This window comes from Stenotrophomonas rhizophila, assembly GCF_003751305.1.
GTDB lineage: Bacteria > Pseudomonadota > Gammaproteobacteria > Xanthomonadales > Xanthomonadaceae > Stenotrophomonas > Stenotrophomonas rhizophila_B.
The window spans coordinates 429,222-444,989 of the sequence record NZ_RJKV01000002.1 but is presented as its reverse complement, the minus strand read 5'-3'; the positions used below and the strand labels follow the sequence as shown (position 1 = coordinate 444,989).

At 65.3% G+C, this 15,768-nt stretch carries 13 protein-coding genes and 1 tRNA gene; 7 read left to right on the top strand and 7 right to left on the bottom strand.

Annotated features, from left to right (window positions below; translation table 11 throughout):
- Window positions 1–55 precede the first annotated feature (55 nt).
- From EDF74_RS10545 to EDF74_RS10535, 3 genes are all read left to right on the top strand, one after another.
- Entirely contained in the window at window positions 56–382 is a 327-nt protein-coding gene (locus EDF74_RS10545) for an ArsR/SmtB family transcription factor (RefSeq protein WP_123730086.1), read from the top strand.
- Between the two features lie 25 nt (window positions 383–407).
- Window positions 408–1,472 carry an ACR3 family arsenite efflux transporter gene (arsB, locus tag EDF74_RS10540; protein WP_123730085.1) on the top strand — a complete coding sequence of 355 codons (1,065 nt, stop codon included), beginning with the start codon at window positions 408–410 and terminating at the stop codon, window positions 1,470–1,472.
- 165 nt (window positions 1,473–1,637) lie between these two features.
- The gene (locus EDF74_RS10535) at window positions 1,638–2,762 is read left to right on the top strand and encodes an acyltransferase family protein (protein WP_123730084.1); all 1,125 of its coding nucleotides are present in this window, start codon (window positions 1,638–1,640) and stop codon (window positions 2,760–2,762) included.
- 16 nt (window positions 2,763–2,778) lie between these two features.
- On the opposite strand, the gene EDF74_RS18390 is transcribed toward EDF74_RS10535, so the two are convergent.
- Both EDF74_RS18390 and EDF74_RS10525 read right to left on the bottom strand, forming a co-directional pair.
- Window positions 2,779–5,373: a methyl-accepting chemotaxis protein gene (locus EDF74_RS18390; RefSeq protein WP_123730083.1), complete on the bottom strand. Its 2,595-nt coding sequence runs from the start codon at window positions 5,371–5,373 to the stop codon at window positions 2,779–2,781.
- A gap of 251 nt (window positions 5,374–5,624) precedes the next feature.
- On the bottom strand, window positions 5,625–7,091 hold the full coding sequence (locus EDF74_RS10525; RefSeq protein ID WP_123730082.1) for a SulP family inorganic anion transporter: 1,467 nt from the start codon (window positions 7,089–7,091) through the stop codon (window positions 5,625–5,627).
- A 245-nt stretch (window positions 7,092–7,336) separates the two neighbouring features.
- On the opposite strand from EDF74_RS10525, the gene EDF74_RS10520 reads away from it, so the two are divergent.
- Window positions 7,337–7,642, top strand: coding sequence for a putative quinol monooxygenase (locus EDF74_RS10520; RefSeq protein ID WP_123730081.1), 306 nt, complete (start codon window positions 7,337–7,339; stop codon window positions 7,640–7,642).
- Here EDF74_RS10520 and EDF74_RS10515 read toward each other — a convergent pair whose 3' ends face one another.
- Window positions 7,643–8,476 carry a helix-turn-helix transcriptional regulator gene (locus EDF74_RS10515; RefSeq protein ID WP_184997204.1) on the bottom strand — a complete coding sequence of 278 codons (834 nt, stop codon included), beginning with the start codon at window positions 8,474–8,476 and terminating at the stop codon, window positions 7,643–7,645.
- Between the two features lie 154 nt (window positions 8,477–8,630).
- Between EDF74_RS10515 and EDF74_RS10510 the strand changes: the two genes are divergently transcribed.
- Window positions 8,631–10,832 (top strand): TonB-dependent receptor, encoded by a 2,202-nt coding sequence (locus EDF74_RS10510; protein ID WP_123730079.1) that lies wholly within the window; start codon window positions 8,631–8,633, stop codon window positions 10,830–10,832.
- Between the two features lie 32 nt (window positions 10,833–10,864).
- Here the strand turns inward: EDF74_RS10510 and EDF74_RS10505 are convergent, their stop codons facing one another.
- Entirely contained in the window at window positions 10,865–11,920 is a 1,056-nt protein-coding gene (locus EDF74_RS10505) for a DUF5694 domain-containing protein (RefSeq protein ID WP_123730078.1), read from the bottom strand.
- A 367-nt stretch (window positions 11,921–12,287) separates the two neighbouring features.
- Here EDF74_RS10505 and EDF74_RS10500 point away from each other — a divergent pair, with 367 nt between their 5' ends.
- Window positions 12,288–12,851 (top strand): intracellular growth attenuator family protein, encoded by a 564-nt coding sequence (locus EDF74_RS10500; RefSeq protein ID WP_148045942.1) that lies wholly within the window; start codon window positions 12,288–12,290, stop codon window positions 12,849–12,851.
- Between the two features lie 94 nt (window positions 12,852–12,945).
- On the opposite strand, the gene EDF74_RS10495 is transcribed toward EDF74_RS10500, so the two are convergent.
- Window positions 12,946–13,128: a hypothetical protein gene (locus EDF74_RS10495; RefSeq protein ID WP_123730076.1), complete on the bottom strand. Its 183-nt coding sequence runs from the start codon at window positions 13,126–13,128 to the stop codon at window positions 12,946–12,948.
- 450 nt (window positions 13,129–13,578) lie between these two features.
- Here EDF74_RS10495 and EDF74_RS18115 point away from each other — a divergent pair, with 450 nt between their 5' ends.
- A complete protein-coding gene (locus tag EDF74_RS18115; protein WP_148045941.1) occupies window positions 13,579–13,803 on the top strand; it encodes a hypothetical protein in 225 nt (74 codons plus the stop codon).
- A 419-nt stretch (window positions 13,804–14,222) separates the two neighbouring features.
- On the opposite strand, the gene EDF74_RS10485 is transcribed toward EDF74_RS18115, so the two are convergent.
- Together EDF74_RS10485 and yjjJ are read right to left on the bottom strand one after the other, a co-directional pair.
- Window positions 14,223–14,298, bottom strand: a tRNA-Ile gene (locus tag EDF74_RS10485).
- Window positions 14,299–14,354: 56 nt separating this feature from the next.
- The gene (yjjJ, locus tag EDF74_RS10480) at window positions 14,355–15,755 is read right to left on the bottom strand and encodes a type II toxin-antitoxin system HipA family toxin YjjJ (RefSeq protein ID WP_123730074.1); all 1,401 of its coding nucleotides are present in this window, start codon (window positions 15,753–15,755) and stop codon (window positions 14,355–14,357) included.
- Window positions 15,756–15,768 lie beyond the last annotated feature (13 nt).

Sequence of the window (15,768 nt, the reverse complement as noted above, 5' to 3'; positions counted from 1 at the left end):
TGGGCAGCAAGGACATGAGGTTGCTCCGGATTTATTGTTCGACTATTCTAGAAACATGGAACACGACACCGCAACCCACGCCCTTGCCGCCCTCGGTCATAACACCCGCCTGAGCGTTTTCCGCCTGCTGGTCCAGGCCGGCCGGGGGGGGCGGTTGGCCGGAGAGATAGCCGCCGACCTCGGCCTTCCCGGTGCCACGCTGTCCTTCCACCTCAAGGAACTGAGCGCGGCGGGCCTGGTCAGCGCCGAGTCGCGCGGGCGCAGCATCTGCTACCGCGCCGACTTCAAGGCGATGAATGGCCTCATCAGCTACCTCACCGAGAACTGCTGTGCCGGCGAGACGGACTGCGGTCCCACCGGCCAATGCGCGCCGTCGTGCTGATCCGTTGACTGCCGGGCCCATCGCGATGACGACACGTGCCACCTCCCGCCTGTCCTTTCTGGACCGCTGGCTTACCCTGTGGATCTTCGCGGCGATGGCGCTCGGCGTGGTACTGGGCACCGTCTTCGATGGCCTGCCCGCCGCGCTGGACGCGATGACCATCGGCGGTACCAACCTGCCGATCGCAGCAGGTCTGATCCTGATGATGTACCCGCCACTGGCCAAGGTGAAGTACGAGGCGCTGCCCGCCGTCTTCGCCGACAAGCGCGTGCTGGCGCTGTCGCTGCTGCAGAACTGGGTGGTGGGACCGGTGCTGATGTTCGCGCTGGCCGCGGTGTTCCTGCACGACCGGCCGGAGTACATGACCGGGCTGATCCTGATTGGTCTGGCCCGTTGCATCGCGATGGTGCTGGTCTGGAACCAGCTCGCGCGCGGCGACAACCAGTACGTGGCAGGCCTGGTCGCGTTCAACTCCCTGTTCCAGATCGCCTTCTTCAGCGTCTATGCGTGGCTGTTTCTGACCGTGTTGCCGCCGCTGTTCGGATTGCAGCGCAGCGTGATTGATGTCAGCACCTGGACCATTGCCGGCGCGGTGCTGGTGTATCTGGGCATCCCCTTTGCGGCGGGCTATCTGGGGCGACGCCTGCTGCTGCGCGTGCGCGGGGCTGACTGGTACGAAACGCGCTTCCTGCCCGCCATCAGCCCGGTCACCTTGGTCGCACTGCTGCTCACCATCGTGGCGATGTTCAGCCTCAAGGGCGGCGATCTGGTGCGCATTCCCATGGATGCGGTACGTATCGCCATCCCACTGACGATCTACTTCTTCGTGCAGTTCCTGCTGAGCTTCTTCATGGGCCGCTGGATCGCACGCGACTATCCGCGCACCACCGCCATCGCCTTCACCGCAACGGGCAACAACTTCGAACTGGCCATCGCCGTGGCGATCGCCGCCTTCGGGCTGGGCTCACCGGTCGCATTTGCTGCCGTGATCGGGCCCTTGGTGGAGGTGCCGGTGTTGATCGTACTGGTCCACCTGGCGCTGCGGCTCGGGCGGCGCTGCTTCAATGAGACCGCCGCACTCCCCCATTGAAACGAATCGAGCCTGTCGTTGATGCCCTCACCGGGCAAGCAAACTGAGAAGCCCGCACTCTGGCAGCGCCTTATGCGGGTGATAGCATGCACGGAGTTCATCTCCCGCCCGCATGTAGACCTCCTGCCGAAAGGAGGGTTGCCACCTGCCTGGACAAGGACCGTCATGGCTCCGTCAAACCGACTCGCGTTCCTCGATGCCCTGCGTGGGCTTGCTGCCGTCTATGTGGTCATCTTCCATGTAATGGCAATGCCATCACCTGCACTGGCGACAGGCCCAGTACTGGGCGCGATCCTGGCAATGGGTGGTACCGGCGTCGCGCTCTTTTTCGTCATCAGCGCGTTCTCGCTGGCATACACAATGCCGCGCCACGCCGCGACGCCCCGACCGCTGCTGAGCTTTTACCTGCATCGGGTGTTTCGTATCGCGCCGTTGTTCTTCGTGCTGCTGGCTTTCTCGATCTGGCGCGATGGCCGTGGCAGCCACGCTGGTCACTCTGCGACTGAAATCCTGGCCAATGTGACGTTCACGTTCAACCTGTTTGACGGATGGGAAGCCGGGATCGTCTGGGCCAGCTGGGCCATTGGTGTAGAAATGCTCTTCTATGCAGTATTTCCACTACTTTTCCATTTTATCCACACCCTGACGCGAGCCAGCGTGGCGGCGCTTCTGGGCACCATCATCAGCCTGCTTGCGGTCACGGGCATGCTTGGCGCACCAGGGTTGGCGGCGACTGGCGACTACGGCCTGCTGCGCCACTTGCCTGTGTTCCTCTACGGCATTCTTGCCTATCACGCCTTCAAGGCACTTCACGTGATGCAGCCGAGCAAGGCTCGGCGCTGCGGCATGGGGCTGCTGGTCATCGGTGGCACTGTGCTGATCGGGCTGACGCTCGCCAGTGCACGCGCAGCTCTATCCCCGGCTATCGGCTGGGGTCTGTTCGGCGCCACCTATGCCGTGTTGCTTCTTGGCATGTCATTGTTCCCGCTGTCGGCGGTGGTCAACCGCGCTACAACGTACCTCGGCCAGGTCAGCTACTCGCTTTATCTGGCCCATCCCATCGTCATTGCGCTGCTCATACCGGTGTTCCGACGTATCCAGACGTCAGTACCCCAACCGGATCTGGCCTATCTTGCCTGCGCAGCGCTGACGCTTGGCATCGCCATTCCATTGGCACAGCTTGGCTATCGCTTCATTGAAGTACCCGGCATACGCGCCGGGCACCGCCTGCTGGCTTACATCAACGCCCGACGTACCACCGCGATGGAGCGCGCCGACCAACGGGAGTAATCGGCAGGATCCGGCCTCAGAACGTCTGCCACTCCTCACTCGCCACCGCCGCCACCGGTACGCGCGAGGTACCGCGCGCAGGCGCACTACGACGCACCGGCGCGGCCGGCGTGCCCGGATGGGCCTGCAGCCGGAAGATCGCCACCGCCGTGCCCAGCTGCTGCGCCTGCTCTTCCATCGCGCGCGCAGCCGCCGTGGCCTCCTCGACCAGTGCGGCATTCTGCTGCGTCGTTTCGTCCATCTGGGTGATGGTCTGGTTGACCTGCTCGATACCGGCCGACTGCTCCTTCGACGCCGCCGAGATCTCGGCCATGATGTCGTTGACCCGGCGCACGCCGGTGACGATCTCTTCCATGGTGCGGCCGGCGGTGTGGACCAGCGCGGAGCCCGCGCTCACCTGGGTGACCGAATCGTCGATCAGCCCCTTGATCTCCTTCGCCGCGCCCGCCGAGCGCTGCGCCAGTGCGCGCACTTCCGTGGCGACCACCGCGAAACCACGGCCCTGCTCGCCCGCACGCGCCGCTTCGACCGCTGCGTTCAATGCCAGGATGTTGGTCTGGAACGCGATGCCGTCGATCACCGAGATGATCTCGGCGATGCGCTTGGAGGACGCCTCGATCCCGGCCATGGTGGTCACCACCTTGCCGACCACCTCACCACCCTTCGACGCCACATCGGCTGCGCCCGCGGCGAGCTGGTTCGCCTGCACGGCATGGTCCGCGTTCTGACGCACGGTGGAGGTCAGTTCCTCCATCGAGGCGGCGGTTTCTTCCAGGCTGGCGGCCTGTTGTTCGGTACGGCGCGACAGGTCGCTGTTGCCTGCGGCAATCTCACCGGCAGCGAGGTTGATGCTGCCGGTGGCCTGCTGGATGCGGCCGACGATGTCGGTCAGCTGCACCACGGTGGTGTTGGCATCATCACGCATCCGCGCGAACACGCCGTGGAAATCGCCCTGCATGCGCGCGGTGAGATCGCCGGCGGCGATCGCCCGCAGCAGCGCGGAGATCTGCTGCAGGTTGTCGTCGCTGACCTGCATCATGGTGTTGAGGTTTTCGACCATCGCGCGGAAGTCGTGATCGAAGCGCACCACGTCGCCACGCTGGCTGAAATCGCCCATTGCCGCGGCACCGGCGAGATCGCCGATCTGGGTATTGATCGCGCGCAGGTTGGCCTTGGTGGTATCCATCGCGGCGGTGAAGGCGGCCTGCTCACCGGGCAGACGATCCATGTCCTGGCTCAGGTCACCGACCGCATAGCGCTGCATCACCTCGACCAGACGACGCGTGACCGCGATATTGGCGCCCACCAGCTGGTTGGTGTCTTCCACCATCTTGCCGTACTCGCCCGGGAAGGTATGGGCGTCCATGCGGTAGCTCAGCTCGCCCGCCTCGTGGCGCTGGGCCATCTCACCCTGTGCGGCCATCACTGCGCGCAGCTGGCTGCGCATACGCTGCATCGATTCGAGCAGTCGGCCGACCTCGTCATTGCGCGCGGGCGGCAGCGGCGTATCCAGACGACCCTCGGCGACGTCGGCCGAGAGACGGACCGCATCGGCCAGCGGGCGGATCGCCTGCCGGCGCAGCAACACGTACACGCTGCCACTGAGCACCAGTGCCGCGCCCAGGCCAACGGCCAGGATGATCCACAGCAGCGCGCGCGCCTGCGCGGTGATCAGCGCATGCGGCACGACCACGCCCAGCGCGAAATGCTCCTGGCTGCCGCCGATGCGCAGCGGAACGTAGGTTTTCACATTACCTGCCGCATCCGGCTCGAAGGCATCGAAGGGCTTGTCTGCCTTGACCGCTGCCAGCATCGCCGCGGTCAGGGCGTCGTCGCGGCGCTTGCCGATTTCCTGCGGGTCCTGCGCGGCCAGCACGATGCCACCGGGCGAGATCAGTTCGACATGGCCTTCGCCCATCGGGCGCAACGCGGCCAGGTGCTTCTGCAATGCGGCCAGCGCGAAATCCACCGTCACCGCACCAACGAACGTCCCCTCATCGATCACCGGGGTGGAGAGCGTGGTCATCAGCACTTTCTGGCCGCCGACTTCATAGGTGTACGGTTCGGCCACGGTCTGCCGCTTGAGCGCCTTCGGCTTGAGATACCAGTCGCCATCGCCGGGCACGTCATAGCCGGTGAGCGCATCCTGCATCGGCGCACCGTCGTGCCAGGCCCAGTAGCTCATGAATCGGCCGGTGTCATCGTGTGCCTCGGCGCCGACGAACTCGGCATCCTTGCCATCGAAGGCGTCGGGTTCCCACAACGTGCCAAAGCCCACCCATTCCGGGTGCACCTGCACCTGCTGGTGGATCACCGCAGACACCGTCGCCCGTGACAGCGTTCCCGCAGCGCGCTGGACGAGCAGATTCTGTGCGAGCGCCTGGCTGGTGGCGAAGGCGCTGGACAGATCACCGCTCACCCGCAGGGCTTCCGCCTGGGCCTCGCTCTGCATGGTGTGGCGGGAGGCATCGACCAGCGACGCGCTGGCTTCCCGATAGCTGATCGCGGCGGTGACACCGAAGCAGAGCATGGCGATCAACGCCGTACCCAGCATCAGTCGGTTGGCGATGCTGCCGGGGCGCTTGGACGCGGTGGGGCGGGACACGGGCATGGGGGCGGTTCCGGAAAAAGGGCATACCGGCGGACGCAGACATGCGCCGCCACGGAAACACGCAGTCCATTGCGGGCCGGCACGCGCGCGGTGAAATCACGGCGCGGCCGGCGGAGATCGGGGATCGATGCCACCGTCCCGCCCTGTGAAGTTGCCGCCTGCAGGCACCGCGACGGTGCCCGCCCAGAGAAGGGACTCAGTTGGATAACGGCGATAGGCCCGCGATGTTTAGCACGGCTTTCTGACCGTGTTCAGTGTCCGCCGGCAGAGGCATCGCCCCGCCCCAGCCGCTCCACCAGTGTCTGGCTGGCCGCGTTGAGCCCGACCACCTCCACCTGCGCTCCGCGTGCACGCAGTTTGCCGGTCACCCGCTCCAGCGCACCGACCGCGCTGAGGTCCCAGAAGTGCGCCTCGGTCAGATCGATCACCACGCGCGCGGGCACGTGCAGCAGATCGAAGGCCGCCGCGAACTGCCCGGCCGAGGCGAAGAACACCTGCCCGCTGACTCTGTAGACACGGGTACCGTCGGCCGTGTCGGCTTGGGCGATGTCCAGCATCCGGCCCACCTTGCGGGCAAAGAACAGCGCCGACAGCAGCACCCCGGTCAGCACCCCCTTGGCCAGATCGTGGGTGGCCACGGTCACAACCACCGTGCCCAGCATCACCACCGAGGAGCTTTTCGGGTGCAGCCGGAACTCGGCGAACGAGCGCCAGTGGAAGGTGCCGATGCTGACCATGATCATCACCGCGACCAGGGCGGCCATCGGAATCTGCCGGACCCAGTCCGCGCCGTAGACCACCAGCAGCAGCAACAGCACACCCGCCACCAGACAGGACAACCGGCCACGCCCGCCGGAGGACACGTTGATCACCGACTGCCCGATCATCGCGCAGCCACCCATGCCGCCGAACAGCCCGGCGGTGATGTTGGCCAGGCCCTGCCCGGCGCACTCGCGGTTGCGCTGGCTGGGGGTGTCGGTCATGTCTTCCACGATCTGCGCGGTCATCATCGACTCCAGCAAACCGACTACCGCCAGCGTGGCCGAGACCGGCAGCAGGATGCGCAGCGTCTCCCAGGTGAGCGGCACATCCGGCAGCAGGAAGGTGGGCAGGCTGTCCGGCAGCGCACCCATGTCGCCGACGGTGCGGATGTCCAGGCCAAGCCAGATCGACAGCCCGGTAAGCACCACGATCGCCACCAGCGGTGAGGGCACCGCCCGGGTCAGCAGCGGCAGCAGATAGATGATCGCCAGGCCGGCCGCGCACACGGCGTACACCGTCCATGGCATCCCGATCAGCTCGGGCAACTGCGCCAGGAAAATCAGGATGGCCAGTGCGTTGACGAAGCCGGTGATCACCGAGCGCGAAACGAAGCGCATGAGTGCACCGAGCTTGAGCGTGCCCGCGACGATCTGCAGCAGTCCGGCCAGGATCGTGGCGGCCAACAGGTACTGCAGGCCGTGGTCGCGGACCAGATCGACCATCACCAGCGCCATCGCGCCGGTGGCCGCGGAGATCATGCCCGGCCGGCCACCGGCGATGGCGGTGACCACCGCGATGCAGAACGAGGCGTACAGGCCGACCTTGGGGTCGACCCCGGCAATGATGGAAAAGGCGATCGCCTCGGGGATCAGCGCGAGGGCGACCACGGCACCGGACAGCAGATCACCGCGGATGTTGCCGAGCCATTGCTGGCGCAGCGGATAGGACACAGACATGGACAGACTCCACGCACCGGCGATGCGCACGGCGCGTTGTGTGATGAAGACAAGGCACTCCCTGAGCCAGCGCAAGGGCCGGCGCGTCGTCAACGCGGTATCAGGGTGGCGTCATCACACGGCGGCCGGAGCAGGAGGGGCGCGCAGGATACCGCAGGGCGACGGGGGCCTCAAACCGGCGGCCATTGAACGGCCGTGGCGGCGGCGCGCAGGATGCGGGCACCCCCCTGCCCCGGAACGCGCCCATGTACGGTTTGATCGGCAAGATGTTGACCGCGCCCGGCCAGCGCGACGCCGTCATCGCGATCCTGCTGGAGGGCACCAGCGCAATGCCGGGCTGCCGCAGCTACGTAGTGGCGCGAGACCCGACCGCGGCGGAGGCAATCTGGATCACCGAGGTCTGGGACAGCCAGGAACTGCACCGTGCCTCGCTGACACTGCCGTCTGTCCAGGCGGCGATCGCGAAAGCGCGGCCGATGATCACGGGGTTCGGCGAGCGGTTCGAGACCGAACCGGTGGGCGGCCTGGACACTGGCGCGGCGCAGCCCTGATCACCGCGTGGCATTGCCTGCCCATCGCGACGGCGCCTGCCCGGTCACCCTTCGGAACGCCGCCGCGAACTTGCCAGGGTTGGCATAGCCCATCGCCAAGGCGACCTCGGTGACGCTGTGGCCTGCCAGCAGCCTCGGCTTGGCGGCCTCCATCCGGCGCCAGGTGAGGTACGCGTAGGGCGTCATGCCGGTCGCCAGCCGGAAGCCGCGACTGAATCCACTGGCCTCCTGACCGACTTCCTGCGCCATGCGGGTAACGCCAAGGTCATCGCCGAGATGGGCCTCGATCAGGGCCTGAACGCGCTTGACGTGCACCGGCGACAACGCGCGTCGCGTCGCGGGCGCCGCAACCGGGAGTCCTGCCAGCCGCGTCATGACCAGATCGATACCGTGCTCGAAGAACGCGGCTGAGCCTGCATGCGCTTCAGCGCAGTGCCATAGTGCCCCCATCACCGAGGCGATCACCGGGTCCTCCTGCAGCGTCGATGCTGCGCGATGCAGCTGCTCCAAGCGCACGTCGTGCCCCTGCAGATGCCGCGCGTCGATGGCCAAGCCCAGCAGCGCCAGCGCTGGGCTGCGGAATTCGCCTGGGCAGTCCGGCAGCACCACATTGAACGCGCCTGCGCGCCAGGGCTGCGCGATGCGTCCGAGCGCCGTGCGCTGATACAGGGCGCCGCCGCCGCCAGTGAGCAGCCCGATGCGCAACGCACTGCCCTCGCCCATCGCGCCCTGCGCCGCGGCGAACGTATGGCGGAGCATCAGCACCGAGCCGTCGGCATTGCCAACGCACGCGTCCAGCGGACCGCCACTTTCGGCCGCCACGCGTGCAGCCACGGCAGTCGTTGGTGAGGCAGAGGCGCAGGTCATCGGGTGTCCCGTTCTGGAGCGGCCGCTCCGGAAATGGAGCAGCGGCACCTGATTGTTACACAATAACATTGGCGATTCCTCCCCATCACCGTGGTGCGCGCCACCACCCCAGAGGCTCCTCGTGAAACACGCTGTACTTGCCGGCGCCGTGCTCGCCGCGCTTCAGTTGCTGCCCAGTGCACCCGCCCGGGCCCAGTCCACCCCGGCCGCCAAGGCCACCGAGCTGGACGGCATCGTAGTGACCGGCAGCAAACGCGATACCCCGTACCTCAAGAGCGACATGTCGGTCACTGTACTCAACCGCGAAGCGCTCAAAGAAGCGCACGTCACCGAGTTCCGCGACCTGGACAAGCTGGCCCCCAACGTGAAGTTCAACGTGATGGGTCAGCTCAGCGATATGTTCATCTCCATCCGCGGCATCGAGTCCAACCCGTTTCTGGTCAACCGGGCCTCGGTCTATATCGATGGCATTCCGTTCCGCGAGTTAAGCAACGCGGTGTTGAACCATGTGGAGTCGGTGGAGATCCTGCGCGGCCCACAGGGGACGCTGTACGGGGCAAACAGCGAATCCGGCCTGGTACTGGTGCGCACGCGTACACCGTCGGCCACCACCGAGGGCGAGGTCAATGTCGGCGTCACCTCGTTCGGCAACGGCCACGGCAGCAGCGTGGATGGTTTCCTCGGCGGCGCGCTGGGCCACAGTGACCGGTTGTTCGGCTCGGTGGCGTTCATGGCCTCGGACGAAGACAGCCACCTCAAGAACCTCACGCCCTTCAACGGCGTCAAAGGGAAGGTCAAGGAAACCTATCTGCAGGGCAAGCTGCGCTGGGAACCGACCGATACGCTGGCCATCAATGCGATCGCCTACCACTTGGGCACGCGTGCACCCGGGATGTTCGAATACGAATATCTACCGCTGGATGTCGGCCTGTATAACCGTACCTACGGCGATCTCTTCAACGGCGGCCGTCGTACTGGTGACTTCACTTACATCAACGATGCGCCCAAGCGCACCACCAAGAATGAAACCGTGGCCGGGACCAGCGCGCAATGGCAATTGTCCGGTGGCACGCTGGACGCGGCACTGTCCTACCGCCAAGAGGAGGACACCTCCGCCGGCTACGACTTCGATATGACCGCCACGCCCGCGTTGGCAGGCCGCATCTACGACAAGCAGCACAGCTGGAACGGCGAACTGCGTTTCAGCTCCCCCAGCGATCAAACGCTCACCTACATCGCCGGCGTTTCTACCTACCGACACCACAAGGATTCCATCCTCGGCACCTTGGTCGGCCCACCGTTGCGTGGCCTCGGCAGTTATGACCTCGCCCCGCTGCAGGGCTCGGATGGGCAGGACTACAGCGTGTTCGGCACCGCCAGCTACACCCCACCTTCGGTGCCGAAACTGACCGCTAGCCTCGGCCTGCGCCATGAGCAGGCCAAGCGTTCCACCCGCCAGCGTGAAGGCACGCTCGATCTGGGCCCGGGCGGCCTGGTGTTCTACCGCGATGCCGAACTCGCACACACGTTCACCGCCACGCTCCCGCGCGTCTCACTGCGCTACGACGCCAGCGACACGCTCTCGTTCTACGCCGCATCCGCCAAGGGCTACATTCCGGGTGGCTTCAATCTGGCGGCCGCGCAGAGTGACGTCGTCAACGACAAAGTGCTGCGCTACGAATCGGAAATGATGTGGAGCCATGAGCTCGGCTTCAAGATGAACCTGCTCGGCGGGCGCGGGCATATCGGTGGTGCGGTGTTCCACATCACGTCGGACAATTGGCAGGAAATCCAGTTGGCGACCGATGCCAACGGCCGGCCGATCTCCTCGGACTATGTCGGCTCGGATGCATCCATCCGCTCGCGTGGGGTGGAGCTGGAAGGCGCGCTGGAGGTCCTGCCGGGCCTGACGCTGACCGCCAACGCCGGCTACGTGGACGCCGAGTACCGCAAACTGTTCGTCGGCGCCAATGAGAGCCTGGCCGGCAACGACGTCAAACTCACCCCGCAGTACACGGCCTACCTTGCCGCACGCTACCAGCATCGCTCCGGGCTGTTCGCCCGCGTGGAATCCTCGTTCAACGGGCGCATGGCCCTGGATGAGCGCAACCGCGCCTATCAACCGGCTGTGGCCATCCTCGGCGTGCAGCTCGGCTATGAAACCGGACCGTGGAGCACCCGCGTGTACGTCGACAACCTGACCAACAAGCGGCGCATCAATGGGTTGATCTTCGACAACCTGGCGTTCGGGCGCGACGGCAACTACTACGGCCCCATCGACCGGCCGCGCATCGTCGGTGCGGAGGTAGGCTATCGTTTCTGAGGCAGCATGGAGGGTGCCACGAGCGGCGCCCTCTATTCCTTGAGTACGTCCTGTGCATCCACCATATCCACCCCGGAGATCTGCCCCAACCAACCGTCGAACCACGGCTTGTGCGAGGCGCCGACGATGGAGAGGACCCGGGAACCGGGGTGGTCACGCACGACCTCGAGAATGTTGGCGACCATGCGCAGATTGCGGATTTCCCAGCCCTGCACCCAGATCTGCGGGTAGTGCTGCGGTGACACGGCGGCCAGCGTCGGGCGTACGTTGGACTCGGCGAGCACCTGCAGCGCCGCGGGATCGTTGACGCTGCGATACAGCCCGAGCACGTCGTTGGAGGCGATGAAGGCCGCTTCGCGTTCGGTCATGGCATCCAGCGCAGGTCCATAGGTGCTCCACGCCTGCTGGAGCGCCGTGCCGAACGCCTTGCGATCCGCAATCTGGTGGTTATCACCGGTGTGATCATCGATGGCGTACACACGCTGCTGGCCGAGTCGCGCCGCGAGCACTGCGGCGATCTGATAGCTCTCGTTCTTGCGGGTGCCAAGCTGCTTGAGCAGTTCGACCAGGCTGTCGTCCAGGCCATCACCTGCCCGTCGCTCGGCCGCGGGCAGCTGCAGCCATTGCACATAGGCAGACGCCCGCTCGCCAGCGGCGAGGAACAGCGCCGCGAGTTGACGGCGTTGCGCGGCGGTGGGGGCAGCCGGCCACGCCGCCAACGTCGTGTTGACCCGTACGATCGCAGCCGGCACCTCCAATCCCGTGGCCGCTTTCGCCGTCTCCGTGCTGGCGCAGTAATCATCACCGTAGACCGCTGCATGGCGCTTGGCCAGATCGCACTGCTCACCACTGATGGCTTCGATGGTGATGAAGCCGGGCTTGAACGCCGCCAGCCTGTCCAGCAGGGGATCCAGTGCCTTGCGATCGAAGGCCTCGTGCTCGCTCAGGTGGATGCTGCCCAGCACGAGGATCTCGGTGCGCGGGCCGACCATCTCCTTGTCGAGCGAGGCGAGGTCGACACCGGCGTACGCGACCGTGGGCAGCAGAAGCGTCAGGCAGGCCGACAGCGTTGAGTAGCGTTGCTTCATCATCCAGAGCCTGAGCGGGGTGTTGCTGGATGTTTTAGCACTGCACCTGCGCGGGGGCACCTGCCCAATGGCAGGGTGACGAAAGGCGTCTGCCAGGAGCGGTTCGCCGAAACCCACTGGAGCGCGATTCACGTATCGATAGTAGGATTGGGCCGACCATCAGGAGACATCACGCATGGGCAGTTTCAGCATCTACCACTGGCTCGTCATTCTCGCAGTGATGCTTATGCCCGTGGCCATTGCTGCGGTGCTAGTCGTCGTCGTGAAACGCGTGGGAAAACGTTCCGACACCTGAATTCTGCCCGCCGCCCGGTGTCAGAATAGGCGGCTCTCCGCACGCCGCGGAGTGTGGCGGAAGAAAGCGAACATGGCAGAACCGACAACCTCGAACGAATGGATCAGATGGGCGATGCTGCTCGTCTTTGTTGCGATGCTGTTGGGCATTCCCAACAGCTCGCCGTGGTTCGGCCTGGTATTCGTTTACCTGATCGTTGCCGGGCTGTTCATCGTAGGCAGCATGCTGTGGACCGCACTGCGCAGCCAGCGGGCTGCAGCCGCACTTCGCCGCACACCGCCCACGCGGGCCCTGCAGACGCGCGAGGTGAAAGCGTTGGAGTGGTTCGGCCAACCCGAGCGCATCGCCTGGCGGATGCCCCGCGGGAACGCGATCGATCTTGTAGGGGCGACACAGGCCGCGGGCCGGCACCCGGTGGTGCGTACGCTTCGCGGACCGTATCGCGTGATGGTGCGTGGCCAGCACCATGAGCGGCATGACTTCATCGGCGAGGTCGAAGTCCTGATGCTCCCAGGGGCTGACCGCTACGTGCGCGAGAACAATGAAGCCGACGTACTGCTGTGCGGGAAGTTCGCGGTCGTGCTTGCGTTGAATGGCGCGTGGCGGATTGACCAGGCGCCATCGCTGCTGCGATGACGCGCGTTGGCATCGCGGACTCTCGGCATGCAGCCGCAAGGGCCTGAGGAGACACTACACGCCACCCCGAGCGACCTGATCAAAGGTGCCATGCTCAGTGCTTGCGCGCCCGTGCTGCGGCTGCGTTGGCATCCCGGATGCGCTGGTTGCGTGCCTGCTTGTCGTAGTCGTCTTTTGCCTGCATCACGCCACCGGCTGCCTGGATCCAGCTGCTGGTCGTACAACCGGTCACAAGCAATGTCGCGGCCAGGGCTGCCGGGATGATGAAGAGCTTCATGATTCAACCTCTCTGAAAGCCAACCGACTCGTGGTCGACGGAAAGCTGCGCGGCACTACGGCGCGCGCAGATGGAGCGACGCGCAACACCGCATCGCGAAATCGGCAACGCCGGTTGGTCGCCGTAAAACGGGGCGGAACGATAGTTCACGCGCACTTAACAAGAACAAAATGTGCTGTGTTTTGTTTTTGTATATTCTTATTTTATTGTTCGAGCGCAGACATCATTACGGCCCCTTTCCCAGATCTTTACAGGCGTGTTTCATGTCTTCGGCCATAGACGCTACTACGGAATATTTCACTGGCGTCATCCATCGGGAATTGCTTCACGAGTCTTGTACCAGTCGGCCAGATGCGGAAATTCGGACAGCACCTGTACAACCATCGATCGGCAGTTTCGATACTTGCCCCGACCGATAAATGCGGGTTACTCGACTCGGGACCGCCGAGCATGGCATTGGTGGACCTCAAGAGACTCAGAGCGGCAGGAGCAGGAGCAGCTGCAACGGCACGGTTGCTCGGTAGCCGCCGGCTTGAGCAAGGCCGCCAAGAGGGAACAGGCGATGCTGGCAATCCAAATGAACACCCCGCCAAAGATGGCGAAGATGACGAGTACTACAACTGCCAAGATCAGATACTCCATGAGCACAAATTATCAGCAGTCATTGTGCGTTGAAGGCCTGTTTCCGATAGATTTTTCCCACGCTCAACTGCCGGACCATTGGCTCCATTGGCTAGTGAAGTGCGATTCAACGGCGTCGCCACGCTTACCAGATCGTTTGGAACGTCTTCTGTTGAAGCTACGAACGATGACGGATACGTGACCCGTATTGACAGGCCTGTGTCCCTCTTCAGGGCCGCCCTGCGCACTGGGCTAACGACCAACTCCGTGTCGATGCCTCTTGGTTCAAATGGCGGGGCGCCAGCAGCTGTGTCAGCCGCTCAAATGCTGCGCCTGTCCACATCTTGATCTCGCTGTAGATGCGCCGCCCATACTCCGCCTCCGAGGCTTCAGCGCTCGGTACCAGTACTTGAGGGATCGCCGAAGTCTCAGCGCTCGCATGCGATACACATACTGCCGCACTCCTTTTGGAGTGGTGGGCCCACCAGGATTCGAACCTGGAACCAAAGGATTATGAGTCCTCTGCTCTAACCGTTGAGCTATAGGCCCTTGCGGCCGCACAGTGTAGTGGAGGCCCGCCGGCGCTTTCCACTGCAACCCTCACATCAGCCAAAACGCTGCCCCATCGCCTGCACCCGACGCGCATTCTCCGCAGCCAGCTCACGCAGTACGCCCGAGCGCAGCAGCGCCGAGCCCGCCACGCGCTGCCAGTAGTCCACCGCCAGCGGCGCTGCCCAGTGCAGGTGCGCGAGCTGGCCGCTGCGCTCCGGCGCGATGGAGGCGAGCGGCGTAGCCACACGCAGCACCCCTGTGCGCGAGGGTGCCAGTGACATCGGCAACATGTCATACGCGGGCGCCAACGGCAGCGGGCCGCGGTCGACCAGGTGGAAACCCAGATTGCCCTGATGCATGTCGCTGTTGCCGATCAGCCGGCCGAACGCGTGCAGCCTTCCCATCGCGGCCTGCGCGTCGCGATCGACCCAGCCCTGCGTCATCAGCGCGTCGGCAGCGGTCCCCCAGTCCACGGTCACGTCACCGACGAAGGCCGAAGACAGCGCCAACAGCGAGACGAAGCCGCGCCGGCCCAGCACGTCGACGGTGCGGTCGAAGCGCTGCACCTCCAGGAACGTATGCGTGTCGGTCTGGAGGATCTCGGACACCGCTGCCGGCACGCCCGCGTCGCGCAGGCACTGCAGGGCGAGGTGCTCGCAGACCAGCAGGTCCGCCCAGCGTTCGGCGGCCTCGCCTGCGGTGGGCTGCGCGAACTTCACCAGCGCCGCATAGCGCCCTCCCTCATGCTCCACCGTGGCAGTGAACTTCGGTTGCTCGCCACCCGGCGACGATCCGACGTCCTCGCCTTCCAGTGCCGCTGCGGCGCGCTCGGGATAACGACGTGCGCGCTGCCCGGCCAGGACATGATCGCCAGGCGCATCGAGCGCGCGCAACGCCATCTGCACGGCGTCGCCGCCAAGCAGGAGATCACCGATTTCAGTCCCCCCTGCACGTACCAGCGCCTGCAGAGTGTCACCCAATTGCCAGCGATTGAGGTCGTCGGGGACGCCCAGAGCACGGCCGCGACGATGCGCGAACGTACGCCCAAGGAAGCCCTGTGGCCGCAGGTCGTCCAGATACCACGGCAGCCCCGGGAAGTGGCCATCGACGGTCTCGTCTGGCGAACGGGTCAGATTGGGGCGTGCGGCGGTGGTCGCCACGTGGAAGGTCTCGCCCGTGAGTGCCACGACCGTGCCCAGTTCTTCAAGGGTGGCGTCCGGCCCCAGCCGGAACAGCGGCCACTCGCTGCCCGCGGCGGTCTGCTGGCGGACGGCATAGGCCGTGGCGCGGGTGCGGCCAAGTCGCACCAGGCGGTCCCCGGCCTCGGCGACCAGACGGCTCAGGGTTGTCCGGGTGACGCCCAGGCGATCGACGAGATCGGCAGCTGGGACGACCTCGCCAGCAGGCAGGTTGTCGAACAGCGTCTGGAGCTGGACGGTACGGGGACGGGCCATGGCCTGAGTTTCG

What these genes read in the sequence shown, in the direction of transcription:
- EDF74_RS10545 (WP_123730086.1), top strand. Translation starts at nt 56, where the DNA reads ATGGAACACGACACCGCAACCCACGCCCTTGCCGCCCTCGGTCATAAC.
- arsB (WP_123730085.1), top strand. Translation starts at nt 408, where the DNA reads ATGACGACACGTGCCACCTCCCGCCTGTCCTTTCTGGACCGCTGGCTT.
- EDF74_RS10535 (WP_123730084.1), top strand. Translation starts at nt 1,638, where the DNA reads ATGGCTCCGTCAAACCGACTCGCGTTCCTCGATGCCCTGCGTGGGCTT.
- EDF74_RS18390 (WP_123730083.1), bottom strand. Translation starts at nt 5,373, where the DNA reads ATGCCCGTGTCCCGCCCCACCGCGTCCAAGCGCCCCGGCAGCATCGCC.
- EDF74_RS10525 (WP_123730082.1), bottom strand. Translation starts at nt 7,091, where the DNA reads ATGTCTGTGTCCTATCCGCTGCGCCAGCAATGGCTCGGCAACATCCGC.
- EDF74_RS10520 (WP_123730081.1), top strand. Translation starts at nt 7,337, where the DNA reads ATGTACGGTTTGATCGGCAAGATGTTGACCGCGCCCGGCCAGCGCGAC.
- EDF74_RS10505 (WP_123730078.1), bottom strand. Translation starts at nt 11,920, where the DNA reads ATGAAGCAACGCTACTCAACGCTGTCGGCCTGCCTGACGCTTCTGCTG.
- EDF74_RS10500 (WP_148045942.1), top strand. Translation starts at nt 12,288, where the DNA reads ATGGCAGAACCGACAACCTCGAACGAATGGATCAGATGGGCGATGCTG.
- EDF74_RS10495 (WP_123730076.1), bottom strand. Translation starts at nt 13,128, where the DNA reads ATGAAGCTCTTCATCATCCCGGCAGCCCTGGCCGCGACATTGCTTGTG.
- EDF74_RS18115 (WP_148045941.1), top strand. Translation starts at nt 13,579, where the DNA reads ATGGCATTGGTGGACCTCAAGAGACTCAGAGCGGCAGGAGCAGGAGCA.
- yjjJ (WP_123730074.1), bottom strand. Translation starts at nt 15,755, where the DNA reads ATGGCCCGTCCCCGTACCGTCCAGCTCCAGACGCTGTTCGACAACCTG.